Consider the following 22,278-nt stretch of genomic DNA (forward strand, 5'->3'; position numbering starts at 1 on the left):
CCACCGTACCGGCTACTCGACTGACTGCGTAGCTGCATGTATGCGCAGATACGCTGTTAGAGTGGGCGCGCAGGCCGTCGGAGACTGCGTTACGTCACGCGAGCACAGGGTGGATCACGTCATGCGGGACCAGCACGACCACGGGCACGGACACGGACACGGCCACCAGGGACCGGTGGCCTCGCTCTGGAGCCAGGTCAAGCATGCAGTAACACCGCACAGTCACGACAGCGCGGACATCGTTGACTCCACCCTCGAGGCCAGCGCGCGGGGCATGCGAGTGCTGTGGATCTCCTTCGCGGGCCTGATGATCACCGCTGTCGCGCAGCTCGTGGTGGTCGCGATCAGCGGATCGGTGGCACTGCTGGGCGACACGCTGCACAACTTCGCCGACGCCCTGACCGCCGTCCCGCTGGCCGTCGCGTTCCTGCTCGGACGTCGGGCGGCTACCCGTCGCTTCACCTACGGCCTGGGCCGCAGCGAAGATCTCGCGGGACTGGTGATCCTGCTGGTCATGTTCGCCTCCGCGGTGCTCGCGGCGTGGACGGCGATCGACCGGCTGCTCAACCCCCGCGACATGACCGAGATCGGCTGGGTCGCCGGCGCCGGACTGATCGGGTTCGTCGGCAACGAGGTCGTCGCCCGCTACCGCGTCACCGTCGGCCGGCAGATCGGCTCGGCCGCACTGGTCGCCGACGGGCTGCACGCTCGCACCGACGGGTTCACCAGTCTCGCGGTGCTGCTGGCCGCCGGCGGATCCTGGCTCGGCTGGCGCTGGGCGGACCCGATCGTCGGCCTGCTGATCACCGTGGCGATCCTGTCGGTGCTCTACGGCGCGGCGAAGGAGGTGTTCTCCCGGATGCTCGACGCGGTCGACCCGAAGCTGGTCGACACCGCCGAAAAGACCCTCGCCGCCACCCCCGGGGTGCGAGGGGTCGATACGGTCCGGCTGCGCTGGGTCGGGCACACCCTCGTCGCCGAGTCCGAACTCGACGTCGATCCGGCTCTGACCCTGCTGCAGGCGCACGCCATCGCCCACGACGCGGAACACCGGCTCATCGACGCCCTGCCCCGGCTGACCCAGGCACTCATCCACGCCCACCCCGGCGGCGACACGGCCGCCGAACACCACGCTCTCGCGCACCAGCACACGTAGACCCGTCTCGGTCTCGTCCCACCGCGCTTTCCGTGAAGAAGGTCGACTGCGGGCGCGGCCGGGACGCTACGGGTGCGGGTTTGGCGCAAGCTGCGTTCCCTCGGGGCCCTCTACCTGCAGCAGTCGGTGTGCCTGCTGCTCGCGCGACCGCAGGTGGTGCGCGATGTCCGACGGCTGGAAGACCGGGTCCGCCACCAGGGCGGAACCGCTCGGGTCCTGTCGATGACCTTCACCGACCCGGCCCAGGAGCAGGCCGTGATCGCCGAGCTCAACACCGCGCGTGACGCCGAGTACGCCGAGGTCCTCGACCGGCTGCCGGAGCTGTCGACCGAGCTGGCCGACGAACGCGCTCGCGGCAACGCCACCTACGCCGAGGTCGAAGAGTCCGAGGCCGACCTGCAGCGCTTCCGCGGCTGGCTGGCCAAGATCGCCGCCCGCGACTACTTCGCCGCACCCGCCGGCCAGGCCGCCCGCGAGGCCGTCGAGGCCGCCGCCGCGGATCTGGCCGCCTTCGAGGAAGCCGCCCTGCGCGCCGAAGCACCGGACCTCACCGCCGCAGACATGCCGCGGCCGCGGGCAGGGCAAGAGCCGTGACCGGGTCGTTCTGGTGGGACCTGCTCATCACCGTCGCAGCCGCGCTGCTGCTGTCCTGGATCGCCCTGGTCCTCGTGCTGGCGATCGCCCGGCCCCGCGGCGGACTGCTGACCGAGGCACTCCGCCTGCTGCCGGACGTGGTGCGCCTGCTGCGCCGCCTGGCCACCGATCGGACGCTGCCCAGAGGCGTCCGGGTCCGGCTGGGGCTGCTGCTGGCCTACCTGGCCGTGCCGATCGATCTGATCCCCGACTTCATCCTCGTCCTCGGCTACGCCGACGACGCGATCATCACCACCGCCGTGCTGCGCAGCGTCATCCACCGCGCCGGAATCGACGCGGTGCGCGCCCACTGGCCCGGCACCGACGACGGCTTCGCCGCCCTCATCCGCCTCACCGGCCTGCACGACTCCGGCCGATGAGCACGGTCCTGACCGTGCCGCTCGCCTCCGCCGCGGCCTTCGCGCTCGCCCTGCTCTCGGCCGTGGCCGGGTTCGGCGGTGGTGTCCTGCTGCTGCCGGTCTTCACCGTCCTGTTCGGACTGCGCGTCGCGGTCCCGGTGCTCACCCTGACCCAGCTCACCAGCAACGGCTCGCGGTCGCCGGCGGGCTTCTCCTCGCCCACGCCCCGCTCGCCCCGCTCGAACGCGTCGCCCGTGAAGCCGTGCACCGCGCCGGCGACCAGCGCGGCCGTGACGAAGAGTCCGATGAGGACAGTGACGGCGAGCAGCAGCCGTCGGCGGCTGGGCGTCGGTTCGGGGGTGCGGCCGAGCCGGACCGCGAGATCCGCGGCCGGATTCCGGCCGGCCGCGGCAACGATCGGCCGCCGCCGAGTCGGTGGGCAGGGTCGCGCCGAGCACGCTTTCGCTCATGTCGTTTCTCTTTCGCCTCGGTGAATTTCCCTTTCCAGCGAGGTCAACCGCGGAATACGACCCCGATCGCGGTCGAACGTTAATGTTCGATGAGAGTTGGGCGGCCCCGTCCGGACCTCGACTACAGTCACGGTGGGTCATCGAGCAGGTTGAAGGGACACGCGGGTGCACCTGGTGATCGTCGACGACGAAGCTGCCGTGCAGGACTCGCTGTCCCGGACGCTGCGGTTCGAGGGCTACGCCGTCTCCGTCGCCGGAGACGGCGTCGCCGGGCTCGAGCTGATCCGCGGCGAGGCACCCGACGGGGTGCTGCTCGACGTCACCATGCCACTGCTCGGCGGCCTCGAAACCTGCCGGGTACTGCGGGCCGAAGGCAACCCTGTGCCGATCCTCATGCTGACCGCCCGCACCGCGGTCACCGACCGGGTCGCCGGCCTCGACGCCGGGGCCGACGACTACCTCGTCAAGCCGTTCGCGCTGCAGGAGCTGCTGGCCCGCGTCCGGGCCCTGCTGCGCCGCACCGAGTACAACACCCCGCCGGCCACGGTCCCGTCCTCGACGGCGTTGCGGTTCACGGACGTGACCCTGGACCCGGCGACGCGCGAGGTGTTCCGCGGCGACCGGCCGGTGCACCTGACCCGGACCGAGTTCGCGATGCTCGAGACCTTCCTGCGGCACCCCCGGATCGTGCTGACCCGCACCGCGATGTTCGAGCACGTGTGGGGCTACGACTTCGGCACCGCGTCCAACGGCCTCGACGTCTACGTCAGCTACCTGCGGCGCAAGCTCGAAGCCGAGGGCGAACCCCGGCTGCTGCACACGGTGCGCGGCGTTGGCTACGTACTGCGCGAAGAGCCCCTGTGAAGCGGGTCCGCTGGAAGACGCTGTCGCTGCGGGCCCGCCTCGGGGTGCTCGTGGCGGCGGCGGTGGCGGTCGCCGTCGTGCTAGTGTCGGCGATCTCCTGGAGCATCACCCGGGCGGATCTCTACGACCAGTTCGACGCCCGGCTGCAGTCCTACGCCCAGCTGGCGGCGAAGACCGCGTCCCCGGCCGACGCGCTGGCCACCCTCAGGTCCACCGGAAACCGCCAAGGGCCCGGCCACGACGGTGGGCTGACCGTGCAGTTCCTGTCCCCAGCCGGCGCGGTGATCGGCACGGCGGGCGCCAAGCCGGTCATCCCGCCCCGGGCGCCGGGCGCGCCGACGGCCCCGGGCGAGGGCAGCCGCACCTCCGACGTCCGCCGCATCGACGGCGACCGGTACCGGGTGTGGACGGCCCAGCGCTCCGACGGCGGGACGGTCGAAGTCGCCCAGGACTCCGAGGACGTCGAGGACACCTTGGGCCACTTGGGCTTGTGGCTCATCGTCGTCTCGCTGGCCGGGATCGTCGGAGCGACGCTGGTGGGCCGGGTGATCGCCCGGTCGGCGCTGCGCCCGGTCGACGACCTGACGGCGGCGGCCGAGGACGTCGCCCGCACCCAGGAGCTGTCCGCGGCCATCGAGGTCACCGCGGCCGGGGAGATCGGCCGGCTGGCCACGGCGTTCAACGCGATGCTGGGCGCGTTGAGCCGATCCCGCGACGAGCAACGGCGGCTGGTCGAGGACGCCGGCCACGAACTGCGCACCCCGCTGACGAGCCTGCGCAACAACATCGAGCTGCTCATCCACGCCGAGGCCAACCCGCAGCGGCAGCTGTCGGCCGACGACCGGTCACGGCTGCTGGCCGACCTCGACACCCAGGCCGTCGAACTGACCGCGCTCATCGGCGAGCTCGTCGACCTCTCCACCGGGGAACGGCCCAGCGAAGCAGCCGAGCGGGTCGCGCTGGCCGACGTCGTCGGCTCCGCACTCGAACGCGCCCGGTCGCGGTGGCCGAAGGTGTCGTTCACCGCCGAACTGGCCGGCGCCGAGGTGCTCGCCCGGCCGGCGGCGCTGGAGCGCGCGGTGCTGAACGTGCTGGAGAACGCCGCGAAGTGGTCGCCACCCGGCGGAAGCGTGCAGGTGACGATGTCGGTGACGCCGGACGCGGTGCGGATCCGCGTCGACGACGAAGGACCGGGGATCGCCGACGCCGATCTGCCGCACGTGTTCGAGCGGTTCTACCGGGCCGACGCCGCTCGCGCGTTGCCCGGTTCGGGGCTGGGGCTGGCCATCGTCGAGCAGGTGCTGGCGCAGCACGGCGGTCGTGCCGAGGCCGGCCGGGCGGACACGGGGGGCGCCCGGTTCGACCTGGCGGTGCCGCCGGCCGCTTCTTAAGGAAACCGCGCGTGATCTTCATCGAACTCTCATGGACGGGCAGCACCGTCTGAGGAGTGACTCCACGGTCCGCGCTCTCGCCCACTCCGCTGGCGACCCTGACGCTGGTGATGGCCGCCGGCGCCCAGGCCATCTTGGCCGGGCTGACCCTCGGCTTCGCCGGCAACGTGAGTCCCTGGCGTGACCCGGTCAGCGACTACGCCTGGCACCGCGGCGGCCGGCTCCTGTTCGCGGTGGCCGTCGTGCTCCTGCTCGCGGCCGCCGCGGCGCTGGCGGTCGCCGCCCACCTCGCCGCGCTACCCCGGACACCGCTCGCGAGCACCCTGTTCCTGCTGTGGACGGCCGGGCTCCTCGTGGTCCTGGTGTTCCGCAGCAACCTCAGCGCCGCCGACCCGACGGCGTCCGGGGAGATCCACCGCGCCGGCGGCGCCGTGCTGTTCGCCAGCCTCCCGCTGGCCGCGTGGACGCTGGGCGCGCGGCTGCGGACCGACACCCGCTGGCTCGCCGCCGCGGCCACCCTCCGTCGCGGCGCGCTCGCGGGCGTCGTCACCGCGGCGGCGTTCGGGCTGGCGCAGCTCGTCGGCTGGCTCCCGGCCGGCCTGCTCGAACGCGTCGCGCTCCTGGCCGAGTTCCTGATCATCGCCACCATGGCGACCGCGCTGCGGCGGGCCGTCCGATGACCGCCCTCGCCGTCGTCTGCGCCCTGCTCGCCGCGGTCCTCTTCGCCGCGGCGGCCACCCGGCAGCACCACGAGGTCGCCGGCCTGGCGGTCGAGGGCACGCCCCGGCTGCGCACCCTGGCCCGGCTGCTGCGCTCGCGCGGGTGGTGGGCCGGGACGTCGCTGGCGACCGGCGGGAGCTTGCTGCACGTCGTCGCCCTGTCCCTCGCTCCGCTTCCGGTCGTCCAGCCGCTGGGCGTCTTCAGCCTCGTCCTCACGGTCGTCTTCGCGCGCCGGGCCCGCGACCGCCGGGTCTTCGGCGCCGTGGCTCTGGTCCTGCTCGGTGTCGCCGGTTTTGTGGCGCTCGCGGCGGCGGCCACCACGGACACGGTGATCGGCTGGGGTACGGCCGAGCCGGTCGCGGTGGCCGGGTTCGTGGTGGTTTCGGTCGTCTGGTTCGCCCGGGCGAGCTGCGCCGTACTGGCCGGGGCCGCGGCCGTCCTGTTCGGACTGGGCTCGGCGGTCGTGCACGCCGCCGTCACCCAGCCGCTCGCGGCGGCCCTCCTGCTCGGTGCGCAAGCGGTGCTCCTGCTGGGGGCCGGCGGGGTGGTGCTGCACCGCGCCTACGCCGCCGGTCCCACCGCCGTCGTCGTCGGGACCACGACCGTGCTCGACCCGCTGACCGCCGTCGCCGTAGCCGCCCTGGCCTACGGCGAGGCCCCGCAGCTCACCGCGACCACCGCGGTCCTCGCGGCTGCCGCCGCTCTTCTCGCTCTCGCCGGTGTGCGTGTGCTCGCCGGTGCCCTTCCGCAGAACCCGCCACCAGTCAAGGAGATCCCCGTGCCCTCGTCCGGCCTGCGCGTCCTGATCGGCGCCGACACCTTCCCGCCCAACGTCAACGGCGCGTCGTTCTTCGCCGAGCGGCTGGCCCGGGGCCTCGCGCGGCGGGGTCACGACGTCCATGTCGTGTGCCCGTCCGCCGACGGTCCCTCGCACACCGAAGAACGTGACGGCTACACCGTCCACCGGGTCCGGTCCCGGGCCATCCCCTTCCACGGCGAGTACCGGTTCTGCACGCCGGGCGGTGCCCGCGAGGAGGTCGGGCCGTTGCTGGACCGGCTGCGCCCCGACGTCGTCCACGTCCAAGCCCACTTCGGCGTCGGCCGCGCACTGCTGGAAGCGGCGGCCGGACGCGAGCTGCCCGGCATGGCCACGAACCACTTCATGCCCGACAACCTGCTCGGCTACACGCCGTTCCCGCAGCGGGTCAAGGACTCGATCGCCCGCTGGGCCTGGCGGGACCTGGTGCGCGTCTACCGCGACGCGCGCATCGTGACCACCCCCACCCCACGGGCCGCCGAGGTCCTCGCCGGGATCGGCCTCGACCGCCCGGTCCAGGTCGTCTCCTGCGGGATCGACCTCGCCCACTACGCCGCACCGGCCGTCCGCCCCGCCGACGGGCCGATGTCGGTGCTGTTCGTCGGGCGCCTGGACGCCGAGAAGAACCTCGACCAGCTGCTGCACGCCCTCGCCCCGCTGCCGCACGTGCGCGCGGACCTCGTCGGTGACGGCACCCGCCGGCGAGAACTCGAAACCCTCGCCGCGGAACTGGACATCGCGGACCGCGTGACGTTCCACGGCTTCGTCTCCGACGCCGAGCTGGTCCGCCGCTACGCCGCGGCCGACGTCTTCTGCATGCCCGGCACGGCCGAGCTGCAGAGCCTGGCCACGATGGAAGCGATGGCCGCCGGCCTGCCCGTCGTCGCGGCCGACGCGCTCGCCCTGCCGCACCTGGTCCACCACGGCGAGAACGGCTACCTGTTCGAACCCGGCGCGATCACGACGATCTCCCGGTGGCTCGCCGACCTGGCCGCTGACCCCGCGGCCCGCGCGCGGATGAGCGAGGCCTCCCGGGCCATCGTCGCCGGCCACGACCTCGACGGCGCTTTGGACGCTTTCGAGGGCCAGTACCGGATTCTGCTCGGTCTGCCCGAGCAGGCGGTGACGAACGAGCCTGCGGTGGCGCAGAGCGCGTGACGGGAGCGGAGGGTAAGCGTTCGGCCAAGTCCGGTTGCCGAGCACTTGCCCGCTCCGTGTGACAGTGCGGTGGCCAGGCCGCTGTGCCACCGGAGAACTCGGTTCGGCCACGCGCGGCAAGGCGTTCATGGCGTGCCAGGCGGGTTACGGCGCCCCCGTCGTCAAGCGGCCCGGCGACGGACCAGGCACCACGGAGGCTGCGAGGCCGGAAGCCGCCACGATCGACATCTCCTTCACCCGGGGCAGCACCTTGTTCATCGAGCCTGAAGCCGACCTTCAGCCGGGTGAACCGCTGCACTTGGCCGGCCGAAGCGACGCAGTGCTGCGGGACCTGGATACTGGTCCTGCCCGCAGCGACGGTGAAACCCACGTCGGGCGCATCCTCGACAAGCTCGAACTCCGCGACCGCGTCCAGGCCGTGGTGCCGGCCTACGACGTCGGCCTGGTGCGACCGGCCTGACCGCGGCGCCACGCGTCGCCGGCGAACCCGAGGACGCACACGACCGGCGACACCACGGCGACCGCGCGGAGACAACGCACGGGAACGCCCGGCCGCGGGGTCACGGTCACCCCCGCCGGCGGGTCGGGCGCCCGGAACCGCAAGGTCTTCGTCATGTGCCGCCAGTGGAAGATCTCTTTCCACACGAGGTACCAGCTGATGGGCCAGGCCACCAGAGCAACGGTCCGCAGCGTCCTCACGGCCGCCATCCTCCGCCGGGCGCCGTCTTTGCTCAACCGGCAAGGCCAAGGTAAACGCGGCTTAACCCGCAGCGAACCGGCTGCTGGCCGAGGCCTCCCTAGCGTGGGTTCGTGGCCTCCTCGTCGTCGACCGAGCGAGACGCCGGCCTCGCTGCCCGAGGACCGCTCCTGGTCGCAGCCCTCGCGGCGGCGGTTTTCCTGGCGCTGCTGGCGTCGGCGAGTGATGCGCTGCCGTGGGCGAGAGGGTTCGATCTCGACGTCCACTCGTGGCTGGTGTCGCACCGGACGTCGCAACTCGCGTCGGTGGCCGCGGTCATCACGTCGACGGCGTCCTCGGCGTTCACCGCGCCGCTGGTGTTCGTGGTCGCCGCCGCGCTCAGCCGGGGAAGTGTGCGCGTCCGGCTCGTCCGCGCCGGTCTCGTCCTCGCCGTGATGTTGTTCGCCGTGCTGTGCCGCTTCGGGATTTCCGAACTGATCGCGCGGCCACGTCCGCCCGCGGCGGATTGGGTCGTCCAGGCCGGCGGACTGTCCTTCCCGTCGGGGCACACCTCCGACGGCGCCCTGGCCGCGGGCCTGATCGCCTGGCTCGTCGTACGCCGGTTCACCGGCCGCGTCACGGCGCGGGTGGTGTGGCCGATCGCCGCGGCGTACGCCCTGCTGATCGCCTGGACCCGCGTCTACCTCGGCGTCCACTGGCCCACCGATGTCCTGGGCAGCTTGGCGTTCGTCACGACCTGGCTGTCCGGCGCGCTCGTCCTTCAACGCCTCGACGAGCGTGAGACACGTCATCGGGCCTGATTCAGGGCTTTCCCACCGCCGCGCCCGCCTTCGCCCAGTTGGCGCGCAGGTCCGTCAGATAGGTCTGCACCTGCGCGCCGGGCTTGGTGCCGCGCGCGAACGCTTTCATGGCGCCCGGTCCGGCGTTGTAGCCCAGGGCCAGCAGTTCGTCGGTCGTGTACTGGCCGCTGTGTTTCGCGGGCAGCTGGGCGGCCAGGTCGTGCAGGTACCAGGCTTCGGCTTGGATGGCGAGGTCCGGGTCGTCGGGCAGTTCCTGCCAGTCGCGGCCGGCGAACGGCCGGCCGCGGCGGGTCTGCTCGTACGTCGCGCGGTGCATGTTCGCCACCCCGAACGCGGCGTCCGGCTTGAGGTTCTGCCAGGCGCGCTCGAGCTGCGGATCGTGCGGCTTGTAGTTCTCGTTGTAGAGGATGGCCAGCACCAGCTGCGGATCGACGCCGGCTTCGCGGGCGCGCGCGATGACCTGCGGCGCGAACTTCGCCGGATCGGGGTTCACCGCGGTGTCCTGGGCCGATGTGCTCGTGACGGGCGCCACCGGAGTGGCCGACGTCGTCGGCGCACGGGTCTCCACTGGCGGGGCGCAGCCGGCCAGCGCCAGCGCACATACAGCCGCGAGCACACGGTACGGCCGCATGAGTCCTGCCTTCGTCGGGTGAACGCAACTGTACGGCGTACGGCCGGCCGAGCGAATGTCCACAACGGACTCACGTCACCGGGCCACGACCGCGGTCCGTTCGCCCGCTCCGGCCAGCGGCCGCAGGGCTCCGTCCCGCAAGTGGTCGACGAGGGCCGTCATCGGGCGACGCAGCGGCAGGCCCAGGCACGCGACCAGCGCACCGAGAACAGCTCCGGCGAGCACGTCGTGCGGGTAGTGCGCGCCCAGGTACATGCGCGAAAACGCGACCAGCAGGGCCAGCCCGAGCGCGACCAGGCCGGTGCGGCGCGCGGCGAACAGCAGAGCGACGGCCGCGGCGACGGCGAGCGTGACATGGTTGCTGGGGAACGAGTAGTCCGTGGCGTAGTCGCAGGTCGCCACGGTGGGCACCGCCGGATATCGGATGCACGGCCGCGGCTCCTGGACGAGGATCTTCACGAGGTTGCTCAGGCCGTAGGCCAGCGCGACGGCGAGCGGGACCCACAACGCGGCGGCCATGCGGGCCGCATCGCGGGGGCGCAGCCGCCACCAGGTCACGACCGCCAGCAGGGCGAGCAGCACCAGGGCCGCGTTGGTGTAGATCGCCATGAACCCCTGCAGCCACGGGGTTTCCCGGGCGAACCCCAGCACCGCGAGGTACCAGCTGCCATCGATTGCCCCGCCGTCCACGCGAGTGTCCCCTTCCGCCGTACATCTACAGTCTTCTAGAAGTTCTACTCCAGTGTAGATGTAGCGAATCGCTTTCTTGCCGCGCATTGATCTACAAGCCTGGAGAACTTCGGCATCGAGGGCCACGGACGCCCGGACGGCGCGGCTGAGCGGGCACGAGGTCGAGGTGCTCGGCTTCCTGGGCCTCCTGCCGCCCGCGCTGGGCGGACGGTTGTGCCGGCCGTACCTGCGCCGGCTGCAGACCGCCCCGCGCAGCTGGGACCGGACCCTGCGCACCCTCGACGGACGTCACCATCGGCAACGACGCTGGGGCGGGCCACGCTCGGCGCGCTGCCCCTGATCATCGGCGACGCCCGCCGCGGCCTCCGCCTCGGCCGGCCGGGTACGACACTTCTGTAGAATGCGGCCATGAGGATGCAGCGGGACGAAGGCACGCGACGAGCCCCCGGCGCGCTCGAGGCGGAGGTCCTGGCGATCCTGTGGGAAGCCGACGGCCCCCTCGCCCCGGCGGACGTCCAGGAACGCCTCGACGGCGACCTCGCCTACACAACCGTGGTCACGATCCTCTCGCGCCTGCACGACAAGGGCGTCGCCGCCCGCGAAAAGCAGGGCCGGTCGTTCCGCTACCACGCCGTCGAGGACGAACCCGGCCTGGCAGCGCGGCGGATGACCAAGGTGCTCGACAACGAGCCGGACCGCCGCAGCGTGCTCGCCCGCTTCGTCTCGAACCTGTCCACATCGGACGAACGCGAGCTGCGGAAGCTCCTGGGCGAGTCCGGCACCGGGGACTGAGCCGTGGACCTCGACGTCTGGGTCCCGCTGATCCTGCCGCTCGCCGCCTGGCCGTTGGCCCGGATCGTCGCCCCCAGGCTCCCGCCCCGGGAAGCGAGCTGGCTGCTCACGGCCGGCTGTCTCGTACTGGCCACCGGCAGCACCATCACCTTGGCGCTGCAGGCCTTCGCCGGCTTGACGCTCGTCCCGGTGGTCGCGCGCGCTGGACACTGGTCACCTGCGGTGCTGCGCGGGCTGGATCCGATCAACCTCCCGGCGTCGGCCGTCTGCGGGCTGCTGCTCGCCGGGCTCGCCGTCGCGTTCGTCCGCACCGCGATCGGCTACGCGCGCTGGATCCGCGCCCTGACCCGCGAACTCGACGACCACAGCCGCGAACCGGGCGTGGTCATCCTGCCCGGCGACGAACCGGTGGCGTTCGCCGCACCCGGGCGCGGCGGCCGGATCGCGATCTCCAGCGGCATGCTCAGCGCCCTCTCCCCGCGCGAACGCACCGCCCTGCTCGCACACGAGCGCGCCCATCTTCGCCTGCGCCACCACCACTTCCTCGTCGCCGTCACGCTGGCCGGCACGCTGAACCCGTTGCTGCGCCCGCTGTGCACGGCCGCCCGGTTCGCTCTGGAGCGCTGGGCCGACGAGGCCGCCGCCGAGCAGGTGGGCGACCGCACGGTGGTCGCCCACGCCGTGGCCAAAGCCGCGCTGGCCGGGCCGTCCCGGCCGACGTTCGCCCTCGCCGCGACCGGTGGCCCGGTCCCCCGCCGCGTCAAGGCGTTGCTGACGGCCCAGCGCCGCCGCCTTCCGGCCGCGCTGCTCGCGGCCGCAGTGGTCCTCGGCATCACAGCGTGGTCCGCGGGAACCGCGCTGGACTCGGTCACCGACCTCCGCCGCACCATCGAATCGGCCCAAGCGGGACACCAGTCCGACTGATCCTCCGGCTCTCCCATCGCTACGTTGCGCGTACTACTCGACGCGTAGTAGCGTGACGCGGATGCCGAACGACGCCCAGATCCTCGTGCTCTATGCGCTGACCGACGGGCCGCTGCACGGCTACGCCGTCAACACCGCGATCGACGAGCTGACCGGCGAACGACTGGGGCCGGGCAGCCTCTACGGCGCCCTCGCCCGCCTGGAGGCGAAGGGGCTGGTCGACGCTCTCGAGGGCGAAGGCCGCCAGCGTCCGGTGCGCATCACCGATCAGGGACGGACCGTCCTGGAGCGCGAGCTGCGGGCCATGGCCAAGGTGGCCGACGCGGGACTCCGGCGGCTCGGCGTGCGGCCGGCATGACCGTCGCGCAGCGGCTGGTCCGGCTCTACCCACGGGCGTTCCGGGACCGCTGGGGCACGGACCTGGCGGCGGAGGTCCGCACGAGCGGCCCGCGGTCGTGAGCGACCCCAGCGAGCGTGACTGGCGGGTGCTGCTGCTCGGCAGCGCGTCCGGCACCGGCAAGAGCCGGCTCAGCTACCCGCTGGCCCGGCGGCACCAGTCTTTGCCGTCAGCTGCGTCGTCAGGCTCGCCAGGAAGAGACCGATGAGGATCAGCGAGCTCACGAGGTCGCCCACCCGCATGGTCTGGGCGATCAGGTCCCCGGCCGTCTCGCCCAACGTGGTCGCCGCGATCTTCATGATCCAGAACACGACAGTGATCTGCGGAAGCTTGCGCATGATCCCATCCAAGCGCAGCGGCCGCCGTCGACGGTCGGCCATCAGCCCATCCGGCGACACAGCACGCGGCAGGTTTTGCCTTCTGCTAACCCGGACACCGCGACGGCCGCAGAATCCCGAGCGCGGCGATCAGCGGCGCGACGACTTACCGGCGGCCGAAGGGCGAGCCTTGTGGGACGACCGCAGACCCACCGTCACATCGGCGATTTGCCGACGGGCCGCACCTCGCCCGAAACACTCTCAGCGTCTTCACAGCGACCTTCCGGAAAGGTTCGGCGGTGCTCGTCCGGCGAGGACGAGCAGATTACTGTTGCGTCAGGAGCTGATGGAGTGCTGTTCGCCAGGACCGGCTGCCCGATCTCCCCCGGGGCAGCGAGGTGGCCGGCGGACCGGTCCCGCCGGCGTACGGCGGCGAGCTGATCGGCGCGCACTCATGTCACGCACCCGGTTGTACCGCAAGGGACTGCTCGAAGCCGAAGGGTTCCCCGTCGCCGACGTCTCGGACCACCTCGCCGATCCCGAAGCGACGGTCTGGCTGGACTTCTGCGCTCCGACGGCGGATGACCTCACCGCGATCAGCGAAGAGCTCGGCCTGCACCCGCTCGCGGTCGAAGACGCCGTCCACGAACACCAGCGCGCCAAGCTCGACCGCTACGGCTCCCACGCCTTCCTGACCGCGTACTCCGCCGTGCTGGACGAGACGACGGGAACGCTGGTCGTCTCCGAATTGGCCGCGTTCATCACCGGTCAGGCACTGGTCACCGTGCGCAAGGACGAGAACTTCGCGATCGATGACGTGATCGCGCGCTGGGACTCGGCCGGCGAACTGGCCGGGAACGGCGTCGGGTTCCTCGTGCACGGCCTGCTCGACTACGTCGTCGACGGCCACTTCGCGGTCGTGCAGGCCCTCGACGAGCAGATCGAGCAGCTCGAGGACCTCGTGTTCGACGAGCGGCCGCACTACGCCGACATGCAACGCCGATCGTTCGCGCTCCGCAAGAGCCTGGTGCAGGTGCGGCGGGTCGTGCTGCCGATGCGTGAGGTCGTCAACTCGATCATGCGCCGCGACCTGCACATCGCCGACGGCGAGATGCAACCCTACTTCCAGGACGTCTACGACCACGTGCTGCGCGCCTCCGAGTGGACGGAGTCGTTGCGCGACCTGGTCACCACGATCCGCGAAACGCAGCTCAACATCCAGGGCAACCGCCTCAACACGATCATGAAGAAGGTCACCAGCTGGGCGGCGATCATCGCCATCCCCACGGCCGTCACCGGGTTCTACGGCCAGAACGTCCCCTACCCCGGGTTCCAATCCGTCGCCGGCTTCTGGACGTCCACCCTGGTGATCATCGTGCTGTCCGCCGGGCTGTACGCCTCCTTCAAGAAACGGGACTGGCTGTGAACGATCCCCTGACCAGACGCCGCCTGCTCGGCATGACACTGGGCGCCGCGGCTCTGACGGCGTGCTCGGCACCCGGCCAGAACCCGGCGCCCGCGACCACCGCCGCCCCGACGACCACCTCGCCGTCCGGTGCGACGCCGTCCCCGAGCGCACCACCGTCCTCGGCGCACCCGCTGGGGCCGGCCACCGAGGTGAGCCGTTCCACCAGCGGCCGCCCGCAAGTCGCACTGACCTTCCACGGCGCGGGTGATCCGCAGGTCACCCGCCAGGTGCTGGACCTGGTGCACCAGCACAACGCGCGGATCACCGTGCTGGCGGTGGGGACCTGGCTCGCCGCGCACCCGGACGCCGCGCGCATGGTGCGCGACGGCGGACACGAGCTGGGCAACCACACCTGGAGCCACCCGGCCCTCTCCGGATACGCGGCGGAGCCGATGTACGCGGAAATCCAGCGCTGCCGGGACAAGCTCGTCGAACTGACCGGATCGCCCGGAGGCTTCTTCCGCCAGTCCCAGGGACAGCACGCCACCGAACAGGAACTCGTCGAAGCCGGCAAAGCCGGTTACGCGAAAGTGCTGTCCTACGACGTGGATTCCCTGGACTGGAAGGATCCCGGCCCGGCGGCCATCCGCTCCGCGGTGGCGAAGGCCCGCGCGGGGAGCGTGGTGAGCATGCACCTCGGGCACCCGGGGACCGTTGCCGCGCTCCCCGGCGTCCTGGCCGACCTCGCGGGCCGCGGACTCACCCTGGTCACCGCGTCCGAGCTGCTGGCGTGACGATGCGACTCCGGCTCACCACCGTGGCAGTCACTGCCCTCCTCGCCGCCGGCTGCTCATCCGGGAGCCAACCGAACCCCGGCGACACGATGCCGGGCATGAGCGGGCCGGTCCCTCCGACCGCCGGGCTGCCACACCTGCCCACCCCGCCACCACCGGCGCTCGACCCGCTGCCCGGCATGCCCGCCGTCACCGATCCACACGACGTGGACGCCGCCGCCGGCCCCGGCATGCTCTCGGCCGCGGTCGCGGCGGACAAGCCGCTGGTCTACGTGCCGCACAGCGGATCCGGTGACGTCTGGGTGATCGACCCCGCCACGTACCAGGTGATCGCCAAATACCCGGCGGGCAAGGAACTTCAGCACGTCGTGCCGTCGTGGGACATGCGCACCCTGTACGCCACCGACGACCGCGGCGACCACGTCCTGCCGTTCGACCCGCGCACCGGGCAACCGGGCAAGGCGATTCCCGTCGTGGATCCGTACAACATGTACTTCACCCCGGACGGCAAGTACGCGATCTCGGTCGCGGAACGGCTACGCAAGCTGGTCTGGTACGACCCGCGCACGTGGCAGGTCCACGACGAGACCGCCGCACCCGACTGCGGGGGCATCGACCACGCCGACTTCTCCCCCGACGGCCGCACGGCCGTCTTCACCTGCGAGTTCGCCGGCCGGGTCGCCGTCGTCGACGTGGCCTCCCACCGGCTGCTGCGCATGGTCGACATGCCCCACCGCAACACCCGCATGGGCCCGCAGGACATCAAGCTCGCACCGGACGGCTCGGTCTTCTACATCGCCGATTCCGACGCGAACGGCCTCTGGGTGCTCGACGGCGCCGCGACGCACGTGCTCCGCTTCATCCCCACCGGCCGCGGCGCCCACGGCCTGTACCTGTCCCGAGATGCCAAACAGCTCTACGTCACCAACCGGCACGAAGGCAGTATCAGCGTGCTCGACGCCTACACCGGCGCTCCGGTCACGGTGTGGCACCTGCCCGGCGGCGGCAGCCCGGACATGGGCAACGTCACCGCGGACGGCACCCAGCTGTGGCTTTCCGGACGCTACGACCGGACCGTCTACGTGCTCTCCACAAAGGACGGTTCACTGATCCGTAAGATCCCGGTCGGCAACGAACCACACGGGCTGTGCGTCTGGCCGCAGCCCGGCCGGTACTCCCTGGGGCACACCGGCATCACCCGTTGACCAGCACGACCGATCACACCGCGCCTTGATCGGTCAGGTCGCGTCCGGATCGAACGGCGGCCGCTCGCGCAGCGCTTATGCATGTCGATCAGCGGGCTTGCGGGCCTGCCTACAAGGCGTTCCAGCCCAACGCGCCGAGTTTTGACCTGCGCACAACAGACCGCAGTCAGTCGCTTGACACGACTCTGAGCTGCATATATAAACCACATGGTTACAGAACCAGGAGGTTATGTATGGTCACGGGCAGCACCCTGGACGCGACGTTCGCCGCACTCGCCGACCCCACCCGGCGGGCCATCCTCGCCCGGCTCGCGACCGGCGACGCCACCGTCACGGAGCTGGCCGTCCCCTTCGCGATGAGCCAGCCCGCCGTGTCGAAACACCTCCGCGTGCTCGAGCGGGCCGGGCTGGTGAAACGCGGCCGGGACGCCCAGCGCCGGCCGTGCCGCCTGGTGGCCGAACCACTCAAGGCGGCCACGGCCTGGCTGGCCGGCTACCGCGACTACTGGGAAGCCAGCTATCGCCAGCTCGACGACCTCCTGAAAGACCTGCAGCCATGACACTCCCGGGACTTCAGGTCACCGAGGCGGGCGCCACCGGGCTCGTGCTCACCCGGAAATTCGCCGCTCCCGCCGACCTCGTCTTCGCCGCCCTCACGCGGCCCGAACTGCTGCGCCGCTGGCACGGCGCCCACGGCTGGCACCTGACCGGCTGCGACGTCGACCTGCGCCCCGGGGGCGCCTGGCGCTTCGTCTCCCACGGCCCCGGCGGCGCGGAAATGGAGATGTACGGCGTGTTCCGCGAAGTCGAGCCACCCGTGCGTCTCGTGCAGACCGAAATCCACCGAGGCTGGCCCGAAGGCACCGCGCTCGTCACCACCGTCCTGGCCGAGACCGGCGGCCACACCACCATGACCGTCACCGCGCAGTACCCGTCACCGGACATCCGCGACCAGGTCGTGCGCAGCCCGATGCGGCGCGGTGCCGGCGAGGCGTACGGCCGCCTCGCATCCCTGCTCGACCACGAGAAACGAGACCACTCATGAACGACCCCGTCACCGAGATCCCCGCCGACCCCACGACGATCGCCGCCGATCCCGGCAACCCGCCCGTACTCCCCGGCGCGTACCTGCTCGAACTCGTCCCCGTGCCGGTCACGGACATCGACCGCGCCACGGCCTTCTACCGCGACCTGCTCGGATTCACCCTCGACGTCGACGTACGCCCGGCGGACGGCGTCCGCATCGTGCAGCTCACCCCGTCCGGCTCGGCCTGCTCGATCTCCCTCACCGAGGGAGTGCCTGCCCTCACCATGCCGCCGGGCACCGTGCGCGGCCTGCACCTGGTGGTCGCCGACATCGAGCAGGCGCGCGCTCAGCTCGTCGAACGTGGCGTGGACGTCGGCGCCGTCGAGGACATGGGCGGCGTGTTCTACGCCTACTTCGCCGACCCGGACGGCAACACCTGGTGCCTCCAGCACATGCCCTGGCGCTGACCACCGTTCACCAAAAGCCGCCGACCGCGGGCGGCTGGGCATTCCTGCGCCGCGTTACCCGGTCAACCGCGCACCGATCAAGGGCCCCCGGGCCGAGCGTCACCGGGCCCAGCTGCAGCACCCGATCCTGGAACAGGTGAGTCTGGAGCACGCAGCCGCGGTCGACGACGGCGCCGTCCCCCGAGCGTCATAAGGTCCGGCTCGGGCAGCCACGTCGTCTCACACACCACACCACGGCCGATCTTCACCACCGTAAGCCCGCAGCAGCGCCGTGTGCACCGGCGTGCCGACACTCCCCGCGCCGAGCCACCGCATCGCGAGTTCCTCGTGACACCGCCACCAGCTCCCGGCCGACGAGGTCCCGACGCCCGCACACATCGGCAGAAGAGTGCGTTCCGTGGTGTCCGGCAACCGTCCTGCGGCCGGGCGCCGGTGCATCGAACGGGTATGGGCGGTGGCGGGTTGCAAGGGCGTCGGTCGGCACATCGCGCACCGGCTGGTGCATGACGGCGAGATGCGGCAGAGCGATCACGGCGATGGATTCGTCGCCGGGCCGCTACTCCCGCCGTAATCCTCACCGACGCCGGCGTCAGGTCACGATCCGGGCCCTCACCGGGTTCCGCCATCCGATCTACGCAGGACGTCTCCAGCGAGCTCCAAGTCACGGGGCGAGGTGGGTGATCAGTTGCCGTCTTCGTCACCGCAATTGGCTGGTGGTGCACTGGGCCGGGGTGTCTCGGAGGCAGACCTTGCCGCCGGCGATGCGGAGCCGGCGTCGTCGAAGGCGGTGGTCCAGTTGCCGGCGATTGCCTTCTGCGCGGTGGCCGGCGGGATCAGGCCGGAGCGGACGGCACTGTGGAGCTTGTTCTCGACCGCGTCTTCCGGGTTGGGGATCTTGCCCGGCTCGACCGCCGCAGTCGCGGATGTTCTCGTTTTCATGACGGCCTTTCCGTATCGCGCAGGGCGAGCCAGGTGCACAGTCCGGCCAGGGCCAGTTCCGGGACCGCGCAGACGAGGGCCTGGGTGAATTCGGTGCCGGGCAGGGCGGTGAGGACGTCGAACCAGGCGTCCATCCCCGTGAGTGCCGCGACCGCCGAGGCTGACAGGCGGGCGCGGGCATCGCCCCGGTGGTACCACCGCGCGGTGGTCGCGCAGCCGAGCGCCATGGCCAGGTCGAGTCCGATCCACACGGCCGGCCAATGCCGTACCTGGGTGGTCTCGGGCAGGGTCCGGCCCAGCACGAACATCCACGGCACCATGCCCGCCGCCACCGCGCCCAGCACGCCGGGCACCCACCTGGGCCGGGCACCCGGCGACGTCGCCGGGCATGGCGGCCAGGGAATCGTCTGAACGGTCATGAAATTCCTCCACTGAACGTCGTGCCGATGCTGCCGACGCCGGTGCGGGGCAGCCCTGCGGCAGAACTTTGCCGCCGGAACCGGCCGAGATCAGTAGCCCGTGGTTCCGACTTCGTGGGGGTGCCTGCTACCGCACCGGTCCGGGTAGCTGCAGGATGGTGGCGCCGGTCCCGGCTCGGTTACCGTCGGATCATGGACACGGCACCCCGCGGGCGGGAACGACGTATCGCCGGCTCTCGGGTTCGTCGCGGCCGGAGCGTCCGTGCAGCTGATCACCTCGTCGATCAGCTCCGCGCTCTCGTTCGGCCTGCACCGGACCGACGTGAAGTTCGCCAGGGACATCGCCTCCAGCGGGGTGATCTTCACTGCTGTCCCGGTGCTGACCGCGGTTCAGGTGAACCTAGGTTCACCATGAGATCGGGTCCAGGTTTCATGGCACCGTCTTCCTGCGGTGCCCTAGCGTCGTGCCATGACGATTCCAGCCGGACTGAGACGCACGGTCCTCCGGGCGCGGCGGGACACCGGCTTTCTTGCCGCGGGTGTGCTGCCGCACCTGGCGCTGGTGCCCGTGTGGGCGGGCTGGGCGGCGACGACTACCGCCAGGACGGGGAACTGGCTCCTCACGGTTTCCGTGTCGGCCGCCCTGGTCCTGCTCGGCACCCCGGTGCTGACGGCCGTTCAGCGGGCTCGCTACCGGGCGCTCATCGGTGTGGACGTCCCCCGGCTCACCCCCACCGCAGCGGAACAATGGACGTGGGCCTCGACCGCCCGGTGGCTCGCGGCGACGCGGCCTTGGCGCAAGATCGGCTACCACCTCCTGCTGGGCCCGCTGCTCGCGCTGCTGGAGCTGCTGGTGCTCGCGGTGGCAGCGGCGTGCCTGGCGGGCGTCACCGCCTACGCCTGGTCATGGGCGCTGCCGACCGGAATCCGCCAGGACTGGTTCGGCTACCTGACCCAGCTGCCGGCTTACACCGCGGCTGGGCTCCTCCTCCTGTGCGCTCTGCCCTGGACCGCGCGGGCAGTGGCCCGGGCCGAGGCGCGGCTGGCGTCGGGCCTGCTCGGGCCCAGCCGGGCGCAGCGGCTCCAGGAGCGGGTCGATCAGCTGGCCGTGAGCCGGACCGACTTGATCGAGGCCGTCGACGCGGAGCGCCGCCGGATCGAGCGCGACCTGCACGACGGCACCCAGCAGCGGTTGGTGTCCCTCGCGGTCAACCTGGGTCTGGCCATGGCCACCCGCCCGGACCTGCCGAGTGATGCCCGCGAGGTGATCGAGAGAGCGCACCTGGAGGCGAAGGAGGCGATCAGCGAACTCAATGACCTGGTGCGGGGGCTGCACCCGGCCGTGCTCGAAGACCGAGGCCTGGACGCGGCGTTGTCCGGGCTGGCTGCCCGCACGCCCGTGCCGGTGCGGTTGCGGGTCGATCTGGAGGAGCGGGTGGCGCCCAATGTGGAGTCAGTCGCGTACTTCGTGATCTCCGAGGCGCTGACCAATGCCACGAAGCACGCCAACGCGATGCGTGCGGAGGTGCTGGTCCGTCAGGTCGGCGAGGTGCTGCGCGTGCGCGTCACCGACGACGGGCTGGGCGGTGCCGACGCCGCCGGCACGGGGCTGACCGGGCTGGCCAAGCGGGTCGGCTCCCTCGACGGGGCCTTCCACGTCAGCAGCCCCGTTGGCGGGCCCACCACCATCACCGCGGAGCTGCCGTGCGCGCGGTGATCGCCGAGGATTCGGTGTTGTTGCGGGTCGGCCTGATCAAGGTGCTGGAGATGGGCGGGTTCCAGGTCGCCGCGGAAGCCGGCGACGCGGAGGGACTGTTGGCGGCAGTGGCGGAGCACCGGCCCGAACTCGCCTTGATCGACGTCCGGATGCCGCCCGGCTTCACCGACGAGGGGGTGCGGGCGGCGATGGAGATCCGTCGGCGCTGGCCGGGGACGCCGGTGGTGCTGCTTTCGCAGTACGTGGAGGAGCGGTACGCGGCTGACCTGCTGTCTGCGAACACCAGCGGTGTGGGCTACCTGCTCAAGCAGCGGGTTGCCGATGTCGCCGACTTCGTGGCGGCCCTCCGGCGGGTGGCGGACGGGGGCACGGCCCTGGACCCGCAGGTCGTCGCCCAGTTGCTGCTGCGGCGCGACAGCGACCCGTTCGCGCGGCTGACCCCCCGCGAACGGGAAGTGCTCGGCCTGATGGCCGAGGGGCGCTCCAATGCCGGCATCGCGCAGGCGCTGGTGGTCAGCGAGAGCGCCGTGGCGAAGCACATCAACAACATCTTCGCCAAGCTTGACCTGCCCGTGGTCGACACGGACCACCGCCGCGTCCTGGCCGTGCTGCGGTTCCTCGGAGCGTCCCGGGCCTGACCTTCCCATCCGTGATCACGATCTACGGTTGGAGTACCAAGCCGTTCCGTCGGTTACATCGAGTATCACGCCCACCGCCCAGCCGAGTCGGTCGAGCACTACGAGCGAGCTCTCGCACCGCGCCGCCCACTGCTACCTCAGGTACGTGTCCAGCACCTTGGACCGGATGGGCCTGCCGTTGCGTGCGTTGGGCCGGGATGAGGAAGCTGAAGCCCGATCCGAGGAGGCGAGAGAACTGTTCGCCCGGCTCCACGGATAGCCCGTCGGCAGGCAGCACTCTTGGAGATACGGCGTTTCGCTACGACGTGCACACCTGCCGACGTCCGCTGGGCCGGAAGGCCGGCAGCCGAATTGACCCTCTAGGTGGGCAATAGAAACAACCTTCGCTGCCGAGGCGACCAGAAGAACGGACGAAAATGAAGCTAAGCATATCAACGGAAAGGCAGTAAGGCCATCCATTGAGTAGGGAAAGTTTAGTTCTTGTATGTCGAGCCGGCGCGCTCTGCTTGATAAATTGCAACGAGCGCGGCCGTCGAGTCGTCATTGTATCGATTCGTAACCATGAGTCATCACCCGCCAATCCATCCGGCGGGGTACCTTCAGCTCCGTGAAGATCCTCACCGCCCAGATCCGCAGCTACATCGCCCACTGGAACACCAATGCCACACCCTTCATCTGGACCGCCACCGCCGAGGACATCGTCGCCAAGGTCCGCCTCGTCCAGGCCACCATCAAGAAACTCGTCGACAACAACTCCAAGTAAAGACACCAGAATCACGAGACACTAGATTGCGGGAATCCGAACCCTGCGGATTCAGGCTACTTTTCATTAGATGCAGCCAGTCACA

At 71.2% G+C, this 22,278-nt stretch carries 29 protein-coding genes and 1 pseudogene; 24 read left to right on the forward strand and 6 right to left on the reverse strand.

The genetic code is table 11. The annotated features are described in order from the left end of the window. Positions 1 to 121: 121 nt before the first annotated feature. The 9 genes and pseudogenes from ACLJQZ_RS26110 to ACLJQZ_RS26150 all read left to right on the forward strand — a co-directional run. Positions 122 to 1,156: a cation diffusion facilitator family transporter gene (locus tag ACLJQZ_RS26110; RefSeq protein WP_410622498.1), complete on the forward strand. Its 1,035-nt coding sequence runs from the start codon at positions 122 to 124 to the stop codon at positions 1,154 to 1,156. Between the two features lie 72 nt (positions 1,157 to 1,228). Continuing rightward, positions 1,229 to 1,750 (forward strand): Chromate resistance protein ChrB, encoded by a 522-nt coding sequence (locus ACLJQZ_RS26115; RefSeq protein ID WP_410622499.1) that lies wholly within the window; start codon positions 1,229 to 1,231, stop codon positions 1,748 to 1,750. Continuing rightward, the gene (locus ACLJQZ_RS26120) at positions 1,747 to 2,169 is read left to right on the forward strand and encodes a YkvA family protein (RefSeq protein ID WP_410622500.1); all 423 of its coding nucleotides are present in this window, start codon (positions 1,747 to 1,749) and stop codon (positions 2,167 to 2,169) included. The genes ACLJQZ_RS26115 and ACLJQZ_RS26120 overlap by 4 nt, the downstream gene beginning before the upstream one ends. Continuing rightward, positions 2,166 to 2,642 (forward strand): hypothetical protein, encoded by a 477-nt coding sequence (locus ACLJQZ_RS26125; protein ID WP_410622501.1) that lies wholly within the window; start codon positions 2,166 to 2,168, stop codon positions 2,640 to 2,642. The genes ACLJQZ_RS26120 and ACLJQZ_RS26125 overlap by 4 nt, the downstream gene beginning before the upstream one ends. 141 nt (positions 2,643 to 2,783) lie before the next feature. Beyond that, on the forward strand, positions 2,784 to 3,482 hold the full coding sequence (locus ACLJQZ_RS26130; protein WP_410622502.1) for a response regulator transcription factor: 699 nt from the start codon (positions 2,784 to 2,786) through the stop codon (positions 3,480 to 3,482). After that, on the forward strand, positions 3,479 to 4,873 hold the full coding sequence (locus tag ACLJQZ_RS26135) for an ATP-binding protein (protein ID WP_410622503.1): 1,395 nt from the start codon (positions 3,479 to 3,481) through the stop codon (positions 4,871 to 4,873). Before ACLJQZ_RS26130 ends, ACLJQZ_RS26135 begins: the two co-directional genes overlap by 4 nt. Positions 4,874 to 4,929: 56 nt before the next feature. Next, the gene (locus tag ACLJQZ_RS26140) at positions 4,930 to 5,553 is read left to right on the forward strand and encodes a DUF998 domain-containing protein (protein ID WP_410622504.1); all 624 of its coding nucleotides are present in this window, start codon (positions 4,930 to 4,932) and stop codon (positions 5,551 to 5,553) included. Next, entirely contained in the window at positions 5,550 to 7,568 is a 2,019-nt protein-coding gene (locus ACLJQZ_RS26145) for a glycosyltransferase family 4 protein (protein WP_410622505.1), read from the forward strand. Before ACLJQZ_RS26140 ends, ACLJQZ_RS26145 begins: the two co-directional genes overlap by 4 nt. 361 nt (positions 7,569 to 7,929) lie before the next feature. Further along, a pseudogene (locus ACLJQZ_RS26150) lies at positions 7,930 to 8,028 on the forward strand (DNA-binding response regulator); the annotation flags it as partial. Here ACLJQZ_RS26150 and ACLJQZ_RS26155 read toward each other — a convergent pair. Then, on the reverse strand, positions 7,998 to 8,240 hold the full coding sequence (locus ACLJQZ_RS26155; RefSeq protein WP_410622506.1) for a hypothetical protein: 243 nt from the start codon (positions 8,238 to 8,240) through the stop codon (positions 7,998 to 8,000). The pseudogene ACLJQZ_RS26150 and the gene ACLJQZ_RS26155 overlap by 31 nt on opposite strands. Positions 8,241 to 8,378: 138 nt before the next feature. Here ACLJQZ_RS26155 and ACLJQZ_RS26160 point away from each other — a divergent pair, with 138 nt between their 5' ends. Further along, positions 8,379 to 9,065 carry a phosphatase PAP2 family protein gene (locus tag ACLJQZ_RS26160; protein WP_410622507.1) on the forward strand — a complete coding sequence of 229 codons (687 nt, stop codon included), beginning with the start codon at positions 8,379 to 8,381 and terminating at the stop codon, positions 9,063 to 9,065. A gap of 1 nt (position 9,066) precedes the next feature. On the opposite strand, the gene ACLJQZ_RS26165 is transcribed toward ACLJQZ_RS26160, so the two are convergent. Then, on the reverse strand, positions 9,067 to 9,696 hold the full coding sequence (locus ACLJQZ_RS26165; protein ID WP_410622508.1) for a transglycosylase SLT domain-containing protein: 630 nt from the start codon (positions 9,694 to 9,696) through the stop codon (positions 9,067 to 9,069). Positions 9,697 to 9,771: 75 nt separating this feature from the next. Further along, complete coding sequence (locus tag ACLJQZ_RS26170) at positions 9,772 to 10,386, reverse strand: phosphatase PAP2 family protein (protein ID WP_410622509.1); 615 nt, start codon at positions 10,384 to 10,386, stop codon at positions 9,772 to 9,774. A 76-nt stretch (positions 10,387 to 10,462) separates the two neighbouring features. Between ACLJQZ_RS26170 and ACLJQZ_RS26175 the strand changes: the two genes are divergently transcribed. The 4 genes from ACLJQZ_RS26175 (at position 10,463) to ACLJQZ_RS26190 (ending at position 12,460) form a co-directional block, all read left to right on the forward strand. Then, complete coding sequence (locus tag ACLJQZ_RS26175) at positions 10,463 to 10,726, forward strand: hypothetical protein (protein ID WP_410622510.1); 264 nt, start codon at positions 10,463 to 10,465, stop codon at positions 10,724 to 10,726. Positions 10,727 to 10,794: 68 nt separating this feature from the next. After that, positions 10,795 to 11,178 carry a BlaI/MecI/CopY family transcriptional regulator gene (locus tag ACLJQZ_RS26180; RefSeq protein WP_410622511.1) on the forward strand — a complete coding sequence of 128 codons (384 nt, stop codon included), beginning with the start codon at positions 10,795 to 10,797 and terminating at the stop codon, positions 11,176 to 11,178. Between the two features lie 3 nt (positions 11,179 to 11,181). Beyond that, positions 11,182 to 12,102: a M56 family metallopeptidase gene (locus ACLJQZ_RS26185; protein ID WP_410622512.1), complete on the forward strand. Its 921-nt coding sequence runs from the start codon at positions 11,182 to 11,184 to the stop codon at positions 12,100 to 12,102. 61 nt (positions 12,103 to 12,163) lie between these two features. Next, complete coding sequence (locus ACLJQZ_RS26190; RefSeq protein WP_410622513.1) at positions 12,164 to 12,460, forward strand: PadR family transcriptional regulator; 297 nt, start codon at positions 12,164 to 12,166, stop codon at positions 12,458 to 12,460. A gap of 170 nt (positions 12,461 to 12,630) precedes the next feature. On the opposite strand, the gene ACLJQZ_RS26195 is transcribed toward ACLJQZ_RS26190, so the two are convergent. Next, a complete protein-coding gene (locus ACLJQZ_RS26195; protein ID WP_410622514.1) occupies positions 12,631 to 12,837 on the reverse strand; it encodes a hypothetical protein in 207 nt (68 codons plus the stop codon). Between the two features lie 433 nt (positions 12,838 to 13,270). Between ACLJQZ_RS26195 and ACLJQZ_RS26200 the strand changes: the two genes are divergently transcribed. The 6 genes from ACLJQZ_RS26200 to ACLJQZ_RS26225 all read left to right on the forward strand — a co-directional run bounded on the left by ACLJQZ_RS26200 (position 13,271) and on the right by ACLJQZ_RS26225 (position 17,717). Then, positions 13,271 to 14,242, forward strand: a complete 972-nt coding sequence (locus tag ACLJQZ_RS26200) for a magnesium transporter CorA family protein (RefSeq protein WP_410622515.1) — start codon at positions 13,271 to 13,273, stop codon at positions 14,240 to 14,242. Next, positions 14,239 to 15,018 carry a polysaccharide deacetylase family protein gene (locus tag ACLJQZ_RS26205; protein WP_410622516.1) on the forward strand — a complete coding sequence of 260 codons (780 nt, stop codon included), beginning with the start codon at positions 14,239 to 14,241 and terminating at the stop codon, positions 15,016 to 15,018. The genes ACLJQZ_RS26200 and ACLJQZ_RS26205 overlap by 4 nt, the downstream gene beginning before the upstream one ends. A 98-nt stretch (positions 15,019 to 15,116) precedes the next feature. Continuing rightward, the gene (locus ACLJQZ_RS26210; protein ID WP_410622517.1) at positions 15,117 to 16,223 is read left to right on the forward strand and encodes a beta-propeller fold lactonase family protein; all 1,107 of its coding nucleotides are present in this window, start codon (positions 15,117 to 15,119) and stop codon (positions 16,221 to 16,223) included. A 233-nt stretch (positions 16,224 to 16,456) separates the two neighbouring features. Then, a complete protein-coding gene (locus ACLJQZ_RS26215; protein WP_410622518.1) occupies positions 16,457 to 16,783 on the forward strand; it encodes an ArsR/SmtB family transcription factor in 327 nt (108 codons plus the stop codon). Beyond that, positions 16,780 to 17,268, forward strand: coding sequence for an SRPBCC family protein (locus ACLJQZ_RS26220; protein ID WP_410622519.1), 489 nt, complete (start codon positions 16,780 to 16,782; stop codon positions 17,266 to 17,268). The genes ACLJQZ_RS26215 and ACLJQZ_RS26220 overlap by 4 nt, the downstream gene beginning before the upstream one ends. Continuing rightward, positions 17,265 to 17,717, forward strand: coding sequence for a VOC family protein (locus ACLJQZ_RS26225; RefSeq protein ID WP_410622520.1), 453 nt, complete (start codon positions 17,265 to 17,267; stop codon positions 17,715 to 17,717). Before ACLJQZ_RS26220 ends, ACLJQZ_RS26225 begins: the two co-directional genes overlap by 4 nt. Positions 17,718 to 18,398: 681 nt before the next feature. Here ACLJQZ_RS26225 and ACLJQZ_RS26230 read toward each other — a convergent pair. Continuing rightward, positions 18,399 to 18,656: a hypothetical protein gene (locus tag ACLJQZ_RS26230; protein ID WP_410622521.1), complete on the reverse strand. Its 258-nt coding sequence runs from the start codon at positions 18,654 to 18,656 to the stop codon at positions 18,399 to 18,401. Then, positions 18,653 to 19,075 (reverse strand): hypothetical protein, encoded by a 423-nt coding sequence (locus tag ACLJQZ_RS26235; RefSeq protein WP_410622522.1) that lies wholly within the window; start codon positions 19,073 to 19,075, stop codon positions 18,653 to 18,655. Before ACLJQZ_RS26235 ends, ACLJQZ_RS26230 begins: the two co-directional genes overlap by 4 nt. Positions 19,076 to 19,337: 262 nt before the next feature. On the opposite strand from ACLJQZ_RS26235, the gene ACLJQZ_RS26240 reads away from it, so the two are divergent. From ACLJQZ_RS26240 to ACLJQZ_RS26255, 4 genes are all read left to right on the forward strand, one after another. Continuing rightward, positions 19,338 to 19,490 (forward strand): hypothetical protein, encoded by a 153-nt coding sequence (locus ACLJQZ_RS26240; protein ID WP_410622523.1) that lies wholly within the window; start codon positions 19,338 to 19,340, stop codon positions 19,488 to 19,490. 54 nt (positions 19,491 to 19,544) lie between these two features. Next, positions 19,545 to 20,792 (forward strand): sensor histidine kinase, encoded by a 1,248-nt coding sequence (locus ACLJQZ_RS26245; RefSeq protein ID WP_410622524.1) that lies wholly within the window; start codon positions 19,545 to 19,547, stop codon positions 20,790 to 20,792. Next, the gene (locus ACLJQZ_RS26250) at positions 20,780 to 21,430 is read left to right on the forward strand and encodes a response regulator (protein ID WP_410622525.1); all 651 of its coding nucleotides are present in this window, start codon (positions 20,780 to 20,782) and stop codon (positions 21,428 to 21,430) included. Before ACLJQZ_RS26245 ends, ACLJQZ_RS26250 begins: the two co-directional genes overlap by 13 nt. Before the next feature lie 607 nt (positions 21,431 to 22,037). Beyond that, positions 22,038 to 22,193, forward strand: a complete 156-nt coding sequence (locus ACLJQZ_RS26255) for a hypothetical protein (RefSeq protein WP_410622526.1) — start codon at positions 22,038 to 22,040, stop codon at positions 22,191 to 22,193. Positions 22,194 to 22,278 lie beyond the last annotated feature (85 nt).

Origin of the sequence: Amycolatopsis sp. cmx-8-4 (assembly GCF_046548675.1) — a bacterium.
Taxonomy (GTDB): domain Bacteria; phylum Actinomycetota; class Actinomycetes; order Mycobacteriales; family Pseudonocardiaceae; genus Amycolatopsis.

Bases quoted from the DNA above. Each gene is read 5' to 3' on its own strand.
- ACLJQZ_RS26145 (WP_410622505.1), top strand. From the start codon at position 5,550: ATGACCGCCCTCGCCGTCGTCTGCGCCCTGCTCGCCGCGGTCCTCTTC.
- ACLJQZ_RS26195 (WP_410622514.1), bottom strand. From the start codon at position 12,837: ATGCGCAAGCTTCCGCAGATCACTGTCGTGTTCTGGATCATGAAGATC.
- ACLJQZ_RS26245 (WP_410622524.1), top strand. From the start codon at position 19,545: ATGACGATTCCAGCCGGACTGAGACGCACGGTCCTCCGGGCGCGGCGG.
- ACLJQZ_RS26190 (WP_410622513.1), top strand. From the start codon at position 12,164: ATGCCGAACGACGCCCAGATCCTCGTGCTCTATGCGCTGACCGACGGG.
- ACLJQZ_RS26215 (WP_410622518.1), top strand. From the start codon at position 16,457: ATGGTCACGGGCAGCACCCTGGACGCGACGTTCGCCGCACTCGCCGAC.
- ACLJQZ_RS26125 (WP_410622501.1), top strand. From the start codon at position 2,166: ATGAGCACGGTCCTGACCGTGCCGCTCGCCTCCGCCGCGGCCTTCGCG.
- ACLJQZ_RS26165 (WP_410622508.1), bottom strand. From the start codon at position 9,696: ATGCGGCCGTACCGTGTGCTCGCGGCTGTATGTGCGCTGGCGCTGGCC.
- ACLJQZ_RS26110 (WP_410622498.1), top strand. From the start codon at position 122: ATGCGGGACCAGCACGACCACGGGCACGGACACGGACACGGCCACCAG.
- ACLJQZ_RS26220 (WP_410622519.1), top strand. From the start codon at position 16,780: ATGACACTCCCGGGACTTCAGGTCACCGAGGCGGGCGCCACCGGGCTC.
- ACLJQZ_RS26235 (WP_410622522.1), bottom strand. From the start codon at position 19,075: ATGACCGTTCAGACGATTCCCTGGCCGCCATGCCCGGCGACGTCGCCG.
- ACLJQZ_RS26210 (WP_410622517.1), top strand. From the start codon at position 15,117: ATGAGCGGGCCGGTCCCTCCGACCGCCGGGCTGCCACACCTGCCCACC.
- ACLJQZ_RS26230 (WP_410622521.1), bottom strand. From the start codon at position 18,656: ATGAAAACGAGAACATCCGCGACTGCGGCGGTCGAGCCGGGCAAGATC.
- ACLJQZ_RS26200 (WP_410622515.1), top strand. From the start codon at position 13,271: ATGTCACGCACCCGGTTGTACCGCAAGGGACTGCTCGAAGCCGAAGGG.
- ACLJQZ_RS26225 (WP_410622520.1), top strand. From the start codon at position 17,265: ATGAACGACCCCGTCACCGAGATCCCCGCCGACCCCACGACGATCGCC.
- ACLJQZ_RS26180 (WP_410622511.1), top strand. From the start codon at position 10,795: ATGAGGATGCAGCGGGACGAAGGCACGCGACGAGCCCCCGGCGCGCTC.